Source organism: Streptomyces sp. NPDC026062 (genome assembly GCF_055568375.1).
Map to the genome: position 1 here is coordinate 70887 of NZ_JBVHOQ010000019.1, position 14561 is coordinate 85447.

At 71.9% G+C, this 14561-nt stretch carries 13 protein-coding genes; 9 read left to right on the forward strand and 4 right to left on the reverse strand.

Going from position 1 to position 14561, the window contains the following annotated elements; translation table 11 throughout:
- Positions 1 to 294: 294 nt before the first annotated feature.
- The gene (locus ACZ4LX_RS19150) at positions 295 to 1833 is read right to left on the reverse strand and encodes a class I adenylate-forming enzyme family protein (RefSeq protein WP_467645903.1); all 1539 of its coding nucleotides are present in this window, start codon (positions 1831 to 1833) and stop codon (positions 295 to 297) included.
- Positions 1834 to 1977: 144 nt separating this feature from the next.
- Here ACZ4LX_RS19150 and ACZ4LX_RS19155 point away from each other — a divergent pair, with 144 nt between their 5' ends.
- The 4 genes from ACZ4LX_RS19155 to ACZ4LX_RS19170 all read left to right on the forward strand — a co-directional run bounded on the left by ACZ4LX_RS19155 (position 1978) and on the right by ACZ4LX_RS19170 (position 6300).
- Positions 1978 to 3171 (forward strand): amidohydrolase family protein, encoded by a 1194-nt coding sequence (locus tag ACZ4LX_RS19155; protein WP_467645905.1) that lies wholly within the window; start codon positions 1978 to 1980, stop codon positions 3169 to 3171.
- A gap of 11 nt (positions 3172 to 3182) precedes the next feature.
- Positions 3183 to 4340, forward strand: coding sequence for an acyl-CoA dehydrogenase (locus tag ACZ4LX_RS19160; RefSeq protein WP_467645908.1), 1158 nt, complete (start codon positions 3183 to 3185; stop codon positions 4338 to 4340).
- A gap of 7 nt (positions 4341 to 4347) precedes the next feature.
- Positions 4348 to 5295: an acyl-CoA dehydrogenase family protein gene (locus ACZ4LX_RS19165; protein ID WP_467645913.1), complete on the forward strand. Its 948-nt coding sequence runs from the start codon at positions 4348 to 4350 to the stop codon at positions 5293 to 5295.
- Between the two features lie 486 nt (positions 5296 to 5781).
- Positions 5782 to 6300 carry an ATP-binding protein gene (locus ACZ4LX_RS19170; RefSeq protein ID WP_467645916.1) on the forward strand — a complete coding sequence of 173 codons (519 nt, stop codon included), beginning with the start codon at positions 5782 to 5784 and terminating at the stop codon, positions 6298 to 6300.
- Between the two features lie 109 nt (positions 6301 to 6409).
- Here the strand turns inward: ACZ4LX_RS19170 and ACZ4LX_RS19175 are convergent, their stop codons facing one another.
- Complete coding sequence (locus ACZ4LX_RS19175) at positions 6410 to 7336, reverse strand: cyclase family protein (RefSeq protein ID WP_467645923.1); 927 nt, start codon at positions 7334 to 7336, stop codon at positions 6410 to 6412.
- Positions 7337 to 7419: 83 nt separating this feature from the next.
- On the opposite strand from ACZ4LX_RS19175, the gene ACZ4LX_RS19180 reads away from it, so the two are divergent.
- Positions 7420 to 8337, forward strand: a complete 918-nt coding sequence (locus ACZ4LX_RS19180; protein ID WP_467645929.1) for an SDR family oxidoreductase — start codon at positions 7420 to 7422, stop codon at positions 8335 to 8337.
- Between the two features lie 411 nt (positions 8338 to 8748).
- Positions 8749 to 9798: a Zn-dependent alcohol dehydrogenase gene (locus tag ACZ4LX_RS19185; protein ID WP_467645934.1), complete on the forward strand. Its 1050-nt coding sequence runs from the start codon at positions 8749 to 8751 to the stop codon at positions 9796 to 9798.
- Here ACZ4LX_RS19185 and ACZ4LX_RS19190 read toward each other — a convergent pair.
- Positions 9795 to 10814 (reverse strand): GlxA family transcriptional regulator, encoded by a 1020-nt coding sequence (locus ACZ4LX_RS19190; protein WP_467645939.1) that lies wholly within the window; start codon positions 10812 to 10814, stop codon positions 9795 to 9797. The two genes, ACZ4LX_RS19185 and ACZ4LX_RS19190, sit on opposite strands and share 4 nt — an antisense overlap.
- A 98-nt stretch (positions 10815 to 10912) precedes the next feature.
- Between ACZ4LX_RS19190 and ACZ4LX_RS19195 the strand changes: the two genes are divergently transcribed.
- Positions 10913 to 12163, forward strand: coding sequence for an MFS transporter (locus ACZ4LX_RS19195; RefSeq protein ID WP_467645943.1), 1251 nt, complete (start codon positions 10913 to 10915; stop codon positions 12161 to 12163).
- Positions 12164 to 12171: 8 nt separating this feature from the next.
- Positions 12172 to 12579, forward strand: coding sequence for a ribosomal maturation YjgA family protein (locus ACZ4LX_RS19200; protein ID WP_467645948.1), 408 nt, complete (start codon positions 12172 to 12174; stop codon positions 12577 to 12579).
- Here ACZ4LX_RS19200 and ACZ4LX_RS19205 read toward each other — a convergent pair.
- Positions 12536 to 12868 (reverse strand): hypothetical protein, encoded by a 333-nt coding sequence (locus ACZ4LX_RS19205; RefSeq protein WP_467721234.1) that lies wholly within the window; start codon positions 12866 to 12868, stop codon positions 12536 to 12538. The genes ACZ4LX_RS19200 and ACZ4LX_RS19205 overlap by 44 nt on opposite strands.
- 328 nt (positions 12869 to 13196) lie before the next feature.
- Between ACZ4LX_RS19205 and ACZ4LX_RS19210 the strand changes: the two genes are divergently transcribed.
- The gene (locus tag ACZ4LX_RS19210) at positions 13197 to 14555 is read left to right on the forward strand and encodes an MFS transporter (RefSeq protein ID WP_467645958.1); all 1359 of its coding nucleotides are present in this window, start codon (positions 13197 to 13199) and stop codon (positions 14553 to 14555) included.
- Positions 14556 to 14561 lie beyond the last annotated feature (6 nt).

The following is a 14561-nucleotide window of genomic DNA, read 5'->3' on the forward strand; positions in this document are numbered from 1 at the left end:
GAGTCCCCGCAGAACGACGAACATCGACCCGGGTACTACTGCGTACCCGCCGCACGTTCGTCGTTCGAGGAGACGCCCCGGAGGGGCACCGGACCCCCACCCACCGGGACAAGGCGAACCCGGGTGGGGACCCGCGCCCCCACGGGGCGACCCGCGCACACCCAGCCCGTCCGGCGATTGAGGACGGAACCCCGCGCCCCGGACCGGGGCAAGGCCAAAGCCACCCGCTGCCGCCCGCCCAAGGGCCCCGCCCAAGGGCCCCGCCCAAGGGCCCCGCCCGAGGGCCCCGACCGGTCACCCCCCGAAGCGTTCCCGCAGCTGGTATTTCAGGACCTTGCGGAGCGCTTCGTTGCGGGGCAGCGCGTCCACCAGTTCCAGTTGCTCCGGGAGCTTGTGGACCGACAGGCCCTCGCCGCGCAGGTAGGCCGTCAGTTCGGGGAGGGTGAGGGGGGCGGCGTTCGGGGGCTGCTCCACCACCGCGCAGACCCGTTCGCCGCGTGACGGGTCGGGAAGGCCGATCACCGCCGCGTCGCCCACGCCGGGGTGGCGGGCCAGGAGGTCCTCGATCTCCTTCGCGGAGATGTTCTCGCCCTTGCGGATGATGATGTCCTTCAGGCGTCCGGTGAGGACGAGATGCCCGCTCGGCCTGACGTGTCCGACGTCGCCCGTGATCAGGAAGCCGTCGGCGTCGAAGGGGCTGGTGGCGGCCAGGTATCCCTGGCAGACCGCCTCGCCCCGCAGGCGGACCTCGCCGTCCGTGTCGTACGGCAGCGGCTTGCCGTCCTCGTCGGTGATCCGGATCTCCATGCCCTCGGGGGGCAGGCCCTCCGTCCCGGCGAGGTGTTCCGCCGTGTCGTCGGGGGCGCCCATCGTGATCATGGGGACTTCGGTCATGCCGTAGCCGTGGGTGAGCTGGACGCCCATCTCGCGTACCACCGCGTGGTACAGCTCGGGGGGTTTGGGTGCGCCGCCGCCGGCCAGCAGCCGGAGGGTGGGGACGACCGGCCGGGCCGGGTCCTTGCGCTGCTCGGCCAGGAACATGGAGTAGAACGCGGTGGAGCCGCCGGCGACCGTCACCCCGTGGCGCCGGAAGTCCGCGAGCGCGTCCGGCATCGCGAAGTGCTCGAAGAGGACCGCGGGGAAGCCGTAGAGGAGCAGCATCACGGAGTAGTCCGGGCCGCCGACATGGGCGTACGGGAAGGCGATCGAGCCGATGTCGTCCGCCGACAGGCGCAGCGTGTGGGCCAGGCAGGAGCCGCCGGCGATCAGGCTGCGGTCGGTGTGCAGGACGCCTTTCGGGTCGGACGTGGTGCCCGAGGTCCAGTAGATCCAGCGCACCGAGGTGCCGTCGGCGGGTGGTGGGGGCAGGATCGACGGGTCGCCGTCCGGGAGGGTGTCGTACGCCTCGAAGACCTGCGGCGGGTGCGCGAGGTCCGCCGAGAGACGGGCCGCCATCGCGGTGTGGTCGAAGCCGCGCCAGGTGCCGGGTACGGCGAAGAACTCCGCCTTCGACTCGCGCAGGGCGAAGCCGGCCTCGCGGTCGCGGTAGAAGGGGATGACGGGCGTCTGCACCGCGCCGATCCGGGTGAGGGCGAAGGACAGCAGCACCGTCTCCAGCCGGGTCGGCAACTGCCAGGCGACGACGGTGCCGGGGCGTACGCCGGCGGTGTACAGGCCGGCGGCCACCCGTTCGGCCCGGGTGCGCAGTTCGCCGAAGGTGAGCGTGCGGTCGTCCTGGATCAGGACGGGCCGGTCCGGCGTCAGGTCGGCCCGGCGTTCGATGAGCTCCCAGAAGGTGCCCGATGCACCCAGGGCGTGTGCGGTCTCGTTCACGGCGAACCCCTCACAGCTGACGGGTAGTCAGATCGTGCGGAGAGCGTAGAGCGCCGCGCCTTGTCGGTCCAGGGGTGCGGGGCTAGCCTGTGGGCGACGTCAATCTGACGGGTCATCAGAAATGTGTGCGCCGAAGGGGACACCATGACGGAACTGCCTCGGATCGTCAGCGTCGACGACCATGTGATCGAGCCGCCGCACCTCTTCTCGACCTGGCTGCCGGCCAAGTACCGCGAGCGCGGTCCGCAGCCGCTGACGGCGGGCATCGGCGAGCTGGCGTACACCGGCGGCAAGTACGTCATCACCATGGACCCGGACGGTCCGCCCACCGACTGGTGGATCTACGAGGACCTCAAGTTCCCGTACAAGCGGAACATCGCCGCTGTCGGATTCGACCGTGACGACATGACGCTGGAGGGGATCACCCGGGCGGAGATGCGGCGCGGCTGCTGGGACCCCGCCGAGCGGCTGAAGGACATGGACCTCAACCATGTCGAGGCGAGCCTCTGCTTCCCCACCTTCCCGCGCTTCTGCGGGCAGACCTTCGCCGAGGCCCACGACAAGGAGGTCGCGCTCGCCTGCGTGCGCGCGTACAACGACTGGATGGTCGAGGAGTGGTGCGGCGACAGCGGCGGCCGGCTGATCCCGCTGTGCATCATCCCGCTCTGGGACATCGGTCTGGCCGTCGCGGAGATCAGGCGGAACGCGGCGCGCGGGGTGCGGGCGGTGACCTTCTCGGAGATCCCGACCTATCTGGGGCTGCCGTCGATCCACTCGGGCTACTGGGACCCGTTCTTCGCCGTCTGCCAGGAGACCGGCACCGTCGTCAACATGCACATCGGGTCCAGCTCGCAGATGCCCGCCGCCTCGCCGGACGCCCCGCCCGCCGTCCAGGCCTCGCTCTCCTTCAACAACGCGATGGCCTCGATGATGGACTTCCTGTTCAGCGGGGTGCTGGTGAAGTTCCCGCAGCTCAAGCTCGCCTACAGCGAGGGCCAGATGGGGTGGATCCCGTACGCCCTGGAGCGCGCCGACGACGTCTGGGAGGAGCACCGGGCGTGGGGCGGGGTGCGGGATCTGATTCCCGAGCCGCCGTCGACGTACTACTACCGGCAGATGTTTTGCTGCTTCTTCCGTGACAAGCACGGGGTGGCGTCGCTGGATGTCGTCGGGCGGGACAACGCGACGTTCGAGACGGACTATCCGCACGTGGACTCGACCTTCCCGCACACCAAGGAGGTCGCGCTCGACCACGTCAAGGGACTGGACGACGAGACCGTCTACAAACTGATGCGCGGTAATGCGATCCGCATGCTCGGTCTCGACCTCGACAAGTAGGCGCGTGCGCCATGGATCTTGCGTACACGGAGGAAGAGGAAGCCTTCCGGGCGCGGCTGCGGGAGTGGCTGGGTGCGGTGCTCCCCGGGCTGCCCGGGAAGCCGGACCCGGGTGACTGGCCGGGGCGCAGGGCGTACGACGCCGGCTGGCAGAAGCTGCTGTACGACGCCGGCTACGCGGGCCTGCACTGGCCCGCGGACACCGGCGGCCGGGGCGCCACCCCCACCCAGCACCTGATCTTCCTGGAGGAGACGGAGCGGGCCGGGGCGCCCTACGTCGGGGCGAACTTCGTCGGGCTGCTGCACGCCGGGCCCACCATCGCCGCCGAGGGCACCGATGGGCAGCGGGCCCGCTGGCTGCCGCCGGTGCTGCGCGGCGAGGAGATGTGGTGCCAGGGGTTCAGCGAGCCGGAAGCGGGCTCGGACCTGGCCTCGCTGCGGACCCGGGCGGTGCGTGACGGCGACGACTACGTGGTGAGCGGGCAGAAGATCTGGACCTCGCACGCGGAGGTCGCCGACTGGTGCGAGCTCCTGGTGCGGACGGACCCGGCGGCGCCCAGGCACCGGGGGATCAGCTGGCTCGCCATGCGCATGGACAGTCCGGGCGTCACGGTCCGTCCGCTGCGCACGCTGGCCGGATCCACCGAGTTCGCCGAGATGTTCCTGGACGAGGTGCGGGTGCCCGTCTCGCACCGGGTCGGCGAGGAGAACGACGGCTGGCGGGTCACCATGGTCACGCTCTCCTTCGAGCGTGGCACCGCCTTCGTCGGCGAGGTCGTCGCCTGCCGCCGGACCCTGGACGCGCTGGCCGCCGAGGCCCGCAGGAGCGGGCGCTGGGACGACGCGGTGCTGCGACGGAGGCTGGGCAGGCTCAACGCCGAGTTCCGGGCGCTGTGGCGGCTCACCCAGTGGAACGTCAGCGAGGCGCAGGCCGGCGGGGGAGTGCCCGGGGTCGGCGGCTCGGTCTTCAAGCTGCGCTACTCGCACGCCCGTCAGGAGCTGTACGAGGCGGCGGCCGAGGTGCTCGGTGCGGGCGACGACCTCGATCTGGACCGGGAGTGGGTGCTGGACCGGCTGTCCTCGCTCTCGTACACGATCGCGGCCGGTACCTCGCAGATCCAGCGGAACATCGTCGCCGAGCGGATTCTCGGCCTGCCGAAAGGGCGGTGAGCGGAGCGTGGACTTCCAGCTCTCGGAGGACCAGCGGGCCCTGCGGGCAGGGGTGCGGGACCTGCTCGCCGGGCGGTTCGGCAGGGACCGGATGCGGGCGGCGCACGAGGGCGCAGGGGGCGTGGACCGGGCGCTTTGGAGGGAGCTCGGTGCGGCCGGGTTCTTTGCGCTGCGGCTGCCGGAGGCGGCGGGAGGGGTCGGTCTCGGACTGCCCGAATCGGTCCTTCTGTTCGAAGAGGCGGGCCGGGTGCTGCTGCCCGGACCGCTGGCCGCCACCCAGCTTGCCGCGGGCGCGGTGAAGGGGGCGGCCGAGGGGGAGGCCGTGGTGGCTCTGGCGGAGGCGGGCCGGCCCGTGGAACACCTGGAAGAGGCCGATGCGCTGCTGGTGCTGGACGGGGACGGGGCGAGGGTGCTGGCCGGCGCTGCGCTGCGGCAGGTGGTGGACCAGGCGCGGCCCGTGCGGTCGCTCGACCCGGGTACGCCGCTGTGGCGGGTGCCGGATCTGTCCGGGCGGGAGGGCGAGCCGCTGGCCGACGGGGCGCGGCTGCGGTGCGAGGGCGCGTTGCTGACCGCGGCCGAACAGCTCGGGAGTGCCGCCCGCAGCCTGGAGGCGGCCGTCCAACACGCCGGTGAGCGGGAACAGTTCGGAGCGCCGATCGGGTCGTTCCAGGCGGTCAAGCATCTGTGTGCCGGAATGCTGGTGCGGGCCGAGCCGGCCCGCACCGCGGTCTACGCGGCCGCGGTGACCGGGGATCCGGTGGAGGCCGCCGGGGCCAAACTTCTCGCCGACGAGGCCGCCGTCGGCAACGCCCGCGACTGCCTCCAGGTGTACGGCGGTATGGGCTTCACCTGGGAGTCCGACGTTCATCTGCGTCTCAAGCGGGCCTGGCTGAGGGCCGGACAGTGGCTGACGGCGGCGGACGCGGAGGAGGCGCTGGCGATGGAGCTGGGCTGACCCGGAGCGGATGGGTGCCCGGTGCACGCACATGACGCGGCGGACCCCTGAGCTTCACGCTGCGGAGTGACGCAGCGCAGTCAGTGGGCACCGATACCGGCTTGTGTCCTTTGCGTGATTCGTCACGGCGTGGAGTCGGCGCCGGGCTCGGGTACGCTCCGTTGGATGCGAGTGGTTCTGGAACCTGGCGATCCGGATGTGGCCTGTGCGGCGACTCCGGTCCGCGAGAGGTGCCCTGCTCGTGATCCACACGGAAGCGCGGGGCCTGCCGGGGAAGCGATTCCCGGGGCTGTGGCGCGCCTCTGTTCGACTCCCCGCAACGTGCGTCGCACAGTATGCACCACGCGTACTCCTTCGCGTTGGAATATGCCCGAAGCGCTTGTTGCGGTGACTGTACGTCAACCATGCTGTCGCGTAAGGGAATCACGTTCCGTGACCCTCAGGAGGCGCGAGGCGATGTGTCCGCCGGTTCGGATGGTGTGAGCGGTGCAGGTGCTTCAGGTTCAGTTGGAGGTCGGGCCCGACCCCGCGGAGGTCGGACGGGCCCGCAGATGGGCGCGTTCGAGGCTCGTCGGATCCGGGATAGGGGACGACGAGCCGCTCGCGGAAACGCTCATCCTGCTCATCTCGGAGCTCGTCACCAATGCGGTCGTGCATACCGGCTGTCCGGCTGTGCTGCGCATGCTGTTCGGCTCGACGGGGGCCCCGGGTCACGCCGGGACCGTCCGGGTCGAGGTGGCCGACGCCAGCCGCCGCCCGCCGCAGCAGCGGCATGCGGAGGGCGAGGACACCGGCGGCCGCGGGCTCGAACTGGTCGACGGCCTGGCCGACCGCTGGGGCTGGCAGCCGGAGGGCGCGGGCAAGCGCATCTGGTGCGAGATCGACCGGTCCGTTCCGCTGATCCAGATGCAGTTGCCGCCCGGTTCTCCCGGGGGCGACGGCTCCGACGGGTGCGGTGCTGGTGTCGGTTACGAGGCCTCGCACGCCGGTACCCGCCGCGTGTAGTGCCACCGCCCGTAGTGCCACCGCTGCCGCACCCGCCGCGTCCGGTGCCCTTGCCGCCGCGTCCGGTGCTGACTTTCGTGTGCCGGGCCTCCCGGCGCGGGGCCGCGGTTCAGAGGACCGCGACCGGGGCGACCGGTGTGCCGGTCGCGCCGACGAACGGCTCCGCCATGGCCGAGAGCAGGAAGGCGTAGCGCCCCGCGTCCGCACAGGCTGTGGACAAACCCTCCAGGTTCCAGTTCTGGCCCTGGAGCATGCCCATTTCGACCAGGTCGAGTGCGTGTACCCCCAGCCACAGGTCCTCGATCTCCGGCGGGAAGATCTCGAAGGTCAGCGTGTCATTGGCGACCGCGGCCACGTCCCGGGCGCGGAACCACTCCGGCGTACGGATCGAAAGGCCCGGTGACGGATACCCGTAGCCGTTCTTGTCCCCGGCCAGATACACCTGCACCTGTCCCGTCCGTACGAGCACGATGTCCCCGGACCGCACCCGGACCCCGGCCAGCTCCTCGGCCGCGTCCAGGTCCTCGGGGGTGACCGCGTGGCCGCCCGGCAGCCGGTCGACGCCGTGGGCGCGGGCCACGTCGAGGAGAACGCCGCGCGAGACGATGTGCGAAGCCTTGTCGATGCCGCTGAACTGTGCGCCGCCGTGGGCGGTGATCGTGTCCGCCGGGCGGCCGTTGTAGATCTTCCCCGAGTGCGATGCGTGGGTGAGCGCGTCCCAGTGGGTCGCGGCCTGGAGCCCCAGGACCGCGGTGTCGTCGCTGGTGGCGACAGTGCCGGGGCCGAAGAGCTCCTGGTTGATCTGGACCATCGTGTGCAGCGGATTGACCCGCCCCGGAATCATCCCGCTCTGTACGCCGTCCTGCTGGAGCGGCAGCGCGAGCGGGATGCGCTGCCCGCTGCGGACGGTGGCGGCCGCCTCGCGCACGACCTCGTCGGTGATGAGGTTGAGCGTCCCGATCTCGTCGTCCGCTCCCCAGCGGCCCCAGTTGTTCACGCGCTTGGCGAGGTCGTGGAACTCGGCCGGCAAAGACATGGCGCCTCCTGGGGCTTGTGCCGGTGGACCTGATGACCCATAGAATCTAACGGTCCGTCAGAAACCGCGGGAAGGGGCCGGGCATGGGGAACTTCTTGGCAGGCAAGGTCGTGGCCGTGACGGGTGCCGGTCGCGGCATCGGGCGGGCCGTCGCGCTCGCCGCGGCGGCCGAGGGGGCGAAGGTCGTCGTCAACGACTACGGCGTCTCCGTCGAAGGGGGCGAACCCGCGAGCGAGATAGCCGAGTCCGTCGTCAAGGAGATCGCCGCGGCGGGCGGCGAGGCGGTCGCGGTGGCCGACGACATCTCCACGATGGCGGGCGGACAGCGGGTCGTGGACACGGCGCTCGCACAGTTCGGCCGGATCGACGGGGTCGTCTGTGTGGCCGGGATCCTGCGGGAGCGCATGCTCTTCAACATGTCCGAGGAGGAGTGGGACCCCGTGGTCGCCACTCACCTCAAGGGCACGTTCACCGTCTTCCGGGCGGCGTCTGCGGTCATGCGCAAGCAGGAGGGGGCCGGAACGCTGATCGGCTTCACGAGCGGAAACCACCAGGGCAGCGTGGCCCAGGCGAACTACAGCGCGGCCAAGGGCGGCATCATCTCGCTGGTCCGCAGCGCGGCGCTCGGCCTGCACAAGTACGGCGTGACGGCGAACGCGGTCGCGCCGGTGGCACGTACCCGGATGTCCGCGAACGTTCCCATGGAGCTCAAGGAGATCGGTGAGCCGGAGGATGTCGCGGCCCTCGTCGTCTACCTGCTGAGCGAGCGGGCGCGCGCGGAGAAGATCACCGGCCAGGTGTACACGATCGCCGGCCCGAAGATCGCGGTCTGGGCCCAGCCGAGGGAACTGCGCGCGGGGTACGCGGAGGGGGCGGCGTGGACACCGGAACGCATCGCGGACTTCCTGCCGGGGACGGTGGGCACGGACCCGATGCCGATGCTGGCGCGGCTGGAGGAGATGGCGGCGGCGGCGAAGGACGGGGCGCGGCCGAACGCGTAGCCCGCGGGGCCGCGGGGCCGCGGAGGTCGGGGGTGTCTTGAGTCCCTCCGGCGACTGAGGAGCGGGGGTGCGGGGGCGGAACCCCCGGTGCCCGGTGGGGGCCGAGGCCCGGTTGCCGGGCGCGGGCGCGCTGCCGGGGCTCCGCCCCGCACCCCGGTCCTCAATCGCCGGACGGGCTTGAGATGGGCGCCGGTCCCCGGAGGCGGTCGGGGAGGGGGCGACGGCCCCGGAGACGGGCAGGAGGGCGCTCCGCCCCGCACCCCGGTCCTCAATCGCCGGACGGGCTTGAGAGGAGGCGGGCTCGAAAGGGGTTTCTGCCCCGTGAGGGATCGGTGCGAGAGGGACCCCGGGCCCGGGGGACGGACAACACCACCGCCGAGCATGCGCGCTCGGCCTACCGAGGGAGCCGAGATGAGAGGCGTCGTCTTCGACGGCAAACGGACCGAGGTCGTCGACGACCTGGAGATACGCGACCCCGGCCCCGGTGAGGTGCTGGTCGCGGTGGCCGCGGCGGGGCTCTGTCACAGCGATCTGTCGGTGATCGACGGAACGATCCCGTTCCCGCTGCCCGTCGTGCTCGGCCACGAGGGCGCGGGCGTGGTCGAGGCGGTCGGCGCGGGCGTCGTCCATGTCGCGCCGGGCGACCATGTGGCCCTGTCCACGCTCGCCAGCTGCGGCGCGTGCGCCCAGTGCGACCGGGGCAGGCCGACGATGTGCCGCAAGGCGATCGGTATGCCGGGGCAGCCGTTCTCGCGCAGGGGGAAGCCGCTGTACCAGTTCGCGTCCAACTCGGCCTTCGCCGAACGGACCCTGGTCAAGGCCGTGCAGGCGGTGAGGATCCCCGCCGATCTGCCCCTCACCTCGGCCGCCCTGATCGGCTGCGGGGTGCTGACGGGAGTCGGAGCCGTACTGAACCGGGCCAAGGTCGACCGGGGCGACAGCGTCGTCGTGATCGGCACCGGTGGCATCGGGCTCAACGTGATCCAGGGCGCGCGGATCGCCGGAGCGCTGACGATCGTGGCCGTCGACTCCAACCCGGACAAGGAGGCGGTGGCCCGGCAGTTCGGTGCCACGCACTTCCTCACCTCCGCCGACGGGGTCAAGGAGATCCTGCCGCACGGGGCCGACCACGCCTTCGAATGTGTGGGCCGCACCGAACTGATCCGTACGGCGATCGATCTGCTGGACCGGCACGGACAGGCGATCCTGCTCGGCGTACCGGCGGCGACGGCCGAGGCGTCGTTCCTCGTCTCGTCGATGTATCTGGACAAGTCCATCCTGGGCTGCCGCTACGGCTCCTCGCGCCCGCAGCGCGACATCGCCCTGTACGCGGATCTGTACCGGGAGGGCCGGCTGCTGCTGGACGAACTCGTCACCGAGACCTACCCGGTGGAGGACTTCGACAAGGCGGCCGACGACGCGCACCACGGGCGGGTGGCCCGGGGGGTGCTGGTCTTCTAGCTTCCGGTGGCCCGGGCCCGGGTGGCTCCGGCCCCGGACGCCGTCGACCGGAACGTCCGCCGGTACACCGTCGGCGACACCCCCAGTGCCGCCTGCAGATGCTGCCGCAGCGAGGTGGGGGTGCCGAAGCCGGCGTCCCGGGCGATCCGGTCGATCGGCAGATCCGTGGACTCCAGCAGCTGGCGGGCCCGTTCCACCCGCTGCCGGGTCAGCCACTGGACCGGGCTGATCCCGGCCTCCTCGCGGAACCGCCGGGTGAACGTCCGTACGCTCATCGACTCCTGCTGCGCCATGTCGCGCAGCAGAATCGGCGACTCCAGCCGGCCGAGCGCCCAGGCACGCGCGGTGGTCGTGGCCGAGGCCCCGGGGGCGGGGACCGGGCGCTGGATGTACTGGGCCTGGCCGCCGTCGCGGTGCGGCGGTACGACCGTGCGCCGGGCGACGTCGTTGGCGACGGCGGCGCCGTGGTCGCGGCGCACCATGTGCAGGCAGAGGTCGATGCCGGCGGCCACCCCGGCGGACGTCAGGACGTCGCCGTCGTCGATGAACAGGACGTCGGGGTCGACCCGGACGGCGGGGAACAGCTTCTGGAAGTGGTCGGCGGACGACCAGTGGGTGGTGGCCGGGCGCCCGTCGAGATATCCCGCCGCGGCCAGTACGTAGCTGCCGGTGCAGATGGAGACCATCCGGGTGCCCGGCCTGATGTACGCGAGCGCGGCGGCGAGCTCGTCGGTCAGCCGGCCCTCGGTGTGGACGGGGCCGAGTTCGTAACTGGCGGGGATGACCACGGTGTCGGCCGTGGCAAGGGTCTCCGGGCCGTTCTCGACGGTGATCGAGAAGTCCGCGTCGGTGCTCACCGGGCCCGGCGGGCGGATCGAACAGGTCACGACTTCATAGAGCTCACGGCGCCGGTTCGACGGCGCGAGGGCGAATGAGCGCCCGAAGATCCTCTGGGGGATGCCCAGTTCGAAGGGGAGCAGCCCATCGAGGGCGAGAACGACGACCCGGTGTGGCACGATAACGACTCCCTTCACCACTAGCTGGTATAGACCATAAGCTGATACATGTCATCGGTGTGAAGGAAAAGTCAGCAGACCTCGCGGGCATTCCCGCCATGGATCTCGAAGCCGCTCTGCGTGATGCGCCGCCGATGCCGCCCCTGCCCCTCGGGGCGGGCCCGCTCTGGAACCGTAACTTCAAGCTCTTCTTCGTCGCCCGGACCGCGGCTCTCTTCGGCGACGGCATGATTCCGGTGGCGCTCACCGCGGGCCTGCTGGGCGCCGGGCGGCCGCACTCGTCGGTGGGGTTCGCGCTGGCGGCCTGGATGGGGCCGCTGGCCCTGTTCGTCCTCTTCGGCGGCGTCCTGGCGGACCGGTTCACCCCCCGCCGGATGATGATCATCGCCGATGCGCTGCGGCTGATCGGCGCCACCGTGCTCGCGGTCTCCTTCGCCACCGGCAACCCCCCGCTGTGGGCGGTGTACGCGCTGAGCGCGGTGGCCGGGGTGGGGGCGGCGCTCTTCCAGCCGGGCGTCGCCTCGACCGTGCCGCGCGTGGCGCCCGACGTGCAGCGAGGCAACGCGGTGCTCCGGGTCTCCGAGGCGCTGATGACCATGGCGGGTCCGGCGTTCGCCGGCATGCTCGTCGGGCTGGCCAGCGCCGGGGCGGTGTACGCGGCGAACGCGTCGACGTTCCTGGTCTCCGGCATCTGCCTCTTCCTGCTGAGACTCGCGCCCGCCCCCTCGGACGAGGCGCCGCGTGGCACGTTCGTCGCCGAACTGGTCGACGGCTGGCGTGAGTTCCGGGCGCGCAGCTGGCTCTGGGGGGTGATCGCGATCTGGACGGTGTACGGCTTCACCGTGCTCGGCCCGATGCTCCCGCTCACCGCCGTCGAGGTCACCGAGGCCCACGGTTCGGGGACGTACGGCGCGATGATGGCGGTGAACGGCGCGGGCAGTGTCCTCGGCGGTCTGCTGGCCCTGCGGCTCCGGCCGCGCCGCCCGCTGGCGGCGGGCGCCGTCGCTCTGACCGGGGTCTGCGTGAACCTCGTGGTGCTGGGGCTCGGCCTGCCCGTACTCGCTCTGGGTGCGGGGCAGTTCGTGGCGGGCTCGGCGTTCGCGTTCTGGCTGGTGATGTGGTCGACGACCGTCCAGACGCATGTGCCGCCGGAGGCGCTGAACCGGCTGCACGCGTACGACGTGGCAGGCTCGCTGCTCATGCTGGCGGCGGGCCGCGCCCTGGCCGGACCCGTCGCGGACCGGGTGGGCGCACCGGAGGTGCTGCTGGCCGGGGCGGTGCTCAACATGCTGGCGGTCGGGGTGCTGCTGGCGGCCCGGCCGATCCGGCGGCTGGAAAGGATCGGGTGAGAGCGCGCATGCGAAGTGCCCGTTGGGTGAGGGCCGTTGCGGCGGGGTCGGCCGTGCTGACCGTGGTGGCCGGGCTCGGGGTGCGTACCGTGACGGACGGCGCTGTCGCCAAGTGCGCGGGTGACGCGCTCTACACCGTCCTGATCTGTGCCCTCGTCGCGTTCTGCGTCCCCCGCGCCCGGCCGCTCGCCGTGGCCGGTGCCGGGCTGGGGATCAGCTGGGCGGTCGAGCTGTCCCAGCTCACCGGTGTGCCGGCCGGACTGTCCGAACACAGCGCGGTGGCACGGCTGGTGCTCGGCTCGACGTTCAACGCCCCCGACCTGTTCTGGTACGCGGTGGGGGCTGCCGCCGTGTGGGCGGTGCTCGCGGCGGCTACTTCCGGCGCGCCCGCTCCTCGGACTGCTGCATCTCGATGACGCGGAGGACGTGCGCGCTGGTCTGCCGGCGCGCACTGCCCGCGACGAGCAGCGCCGATCCGGCCACCGAGAGGGGTGCGGAGAGGGCCAGGAGGACCAGCTGCTTGGGCATGGTGCTGTCCAGCTCGCAGACCGACGACGCGCGGAAGCAGTACAGCGTGTCGTCCTGGTCCCACAGCAGGAGGCCCAGCCACACCCACAGCACGCAGGCGGCGAGCAGCAGAAAGGCGCCCCAGCCCTGCATCAGCGCGGACCTGTGGTGGAAGTGCTGACGTTCGGCCCACTGCATGTGTTCCCCCGGGGATGTGGACGAGACGGCGTGGACGGGGCGGCGTGGACGCGTACCCGTGGACGCGTCGACGTACACGCGATGTGCCACGCGCCGCCGATCGACGCAGATCGTACGCGCATCCGGATCGGCGGCTCCGGGCAAGGCGACGGGTACCGGGCCCGGCCGGGCGATGCGCGCGGCCCGGGTGGCGGTGCGTGCGGGTCCGGGCGGTGGTGGGGGCGGGGGCCGTGCGGTTCCGTGGCCGGTGGTTCGTGGCCCGATCCCTGCGAAGCATGTCCCTCGGGCCACTCGTGTGAGAGGGGTGGGGGGACGGAAGCTGGGCGGCGTGAACCGGACAACCGAACCCGCCGCCCGCCAGGACACCCTGCGGACCGGCCGTGAAGCACCCCGTCGCCGCGGCCGCCGCGGCCGCCGCGTCCACCGCGCCTGGATCGTCGCCGCCGTCACCTTCGTGACGATCATCGGCGGCGCCGCCTTCAACGCGCTGCCCGGATTGCTCATCGACCCGCTCCACGAGGATTTCCGCTGGTCGCGCGGGGAGATCGGCCTGGCCGTCTCCCTCGACATGGCGCTGTACGGTCTCACCGCTCCGTTCGCCGCGGCGCTGATGGACCGGTTCGGCATCCGCCGGGTCGTGGTCGTCGCCCTCAGCGCTGTCGCGGCCGGTGCGCTGGCCAGCGTCTGGATGACCGCCTCCTGGCAGCTGATGATCTACTGGGGGCTGCTCGTCGGCCTCGGTACCGGCGCGATGGCGATGTCCTTCTCCGCGACGGTCACCAACCGCTGGTTCGTCGCCCGCCGGGGCCTGGTCACCGGCATCCTCACCGCGGCCGGCGCCTCCGGACAGCTCGTCTTCCTGCCCCTCTGCGCCTGGATCGTCGACCGGCACGGCTGGCAGCCCGCCTCGGTGACCGTCGCCCTCGCCGCCCTGGCGGTCGTCCCGTTCGTCTGGCTCCTGATGCGCGACCACCCGGCCGATGTGGGACTCGCCCCGTACGGCGGGGAGTACGTGGCCAAGCCCGCACCCGCACGCGGGGCGGCGAAGCGCACCGTACGGGTCCTGCTCGACGCGGCCCGCACCGGACCGTTCTGGCTGCTGGCCGGGTCCTTCGCGATCTGCGGCGCCTCGACCAACGGCCTCATCCGCACCCACTTCGTGCCCTCGGCGCACGACCACCACATGCCCATCACGGCCGCGGCCTCGCTGCTCGCCGTCATCGGGATCTTCGACATCATCGGTACGGTCTTCTCCGGCTGGCTCACCGACCGCTTCGACGCCCGCCGGCTGCTCGCCGTCTACTACGCGCTGCGCGGGGTCTCGCTGCTCTTCCTGCCGGTCCTGATGCAGGCGACCGTGGAGCCGCCGATGGTCTTCTTCATCGTGTTCTACGGACTCGACTGGGTCGCCACCGTCCCGCCGACGCTGGCCCTGTGCCGGGAGCAGTACGGCGAGGACAGCGCGATCGTCTTCGGCTGGGTCCTCGCCTCGCACCAGGTGGGCGCGGCACTGGTGGCGTTCCTGGGCGGGGTGGCGCGCGACCACTTCGGCTCGTACGACGTGGTCTGGTACGCGGCGGGGGCGCTGTGCGCGATGGCGGCACTGATGGCGCTGATGATCCGCCGGGTGAAGGGGGCGCCCGCGGACGCCGGCGCCGGGCTGCCCGGGGGCGTCGTCGCGCGGTGAGGGGGG

Excerpts from the sequence above, each read along its gene's own strand:
- ACZ4LX_RS19160 (WP_467645908.1), top strand. The coding sequence starts at position 3,183 with ATGGATCTTGCGTACACGGAGGAAGAGGAAGCCTTCCGGGCGCGGCTG.
- ACZ4LX_RS19205 (WP_467721234.1), bottom strand. The coding sequence starts at position 12,868 with ATGCAGTGGGCCGAACGTCAGCACTTCCACCACAGGTCCGCGCTGATG.
- ACZ4LX_RS19180 (WP_467645929.1), top strand. The coding sequence starts at position 7,420 with ATGGGGAACTTCTTGGCAGGCAAGGTCGTGGCCGTGACGGGTGCCGGT.
- ACZ4LX_RS19155 (WP_467645905.1), top strand. The coding sequence starts at position 1,978 with ATGACGGAACTGCCTCGGATCGTCAGCGTCGACGACCATGTGATCGAG.
- ACZ4LX_RS19200 (WP_467645948.1), top strand. The coding sequence starts at position 12,172 with ATGCGAAGTGCCCGTTGGGTGAGGGCCGTTGCGGCGGGGTCGGCCGTG.
- ACZ4LX_RS19195 (WP_467645943.1), top strand. The coding sequence starts at position 10,913 with ATGGATCTCGAAGCCGCTCTGCGTGATGCGCCGCCGATGCCGCCCCTG.
- ACZ4LX_RS19185 (WP_467645934.1), top strand. The coding sequence starts at position 8,749 with ATGAGAGGCGTCGTCTTCGACGGCAAACGGACCGAGGTCGTCGACGAC.
- ACZ4LX_RS19175 (WP_467645923.1), bottom strand. The coding sequence starts at position 7,336 with ATGTCTTTGCCGGCCGAGTTCCACGACCTCGCCAAGCGCGTGAACAAC.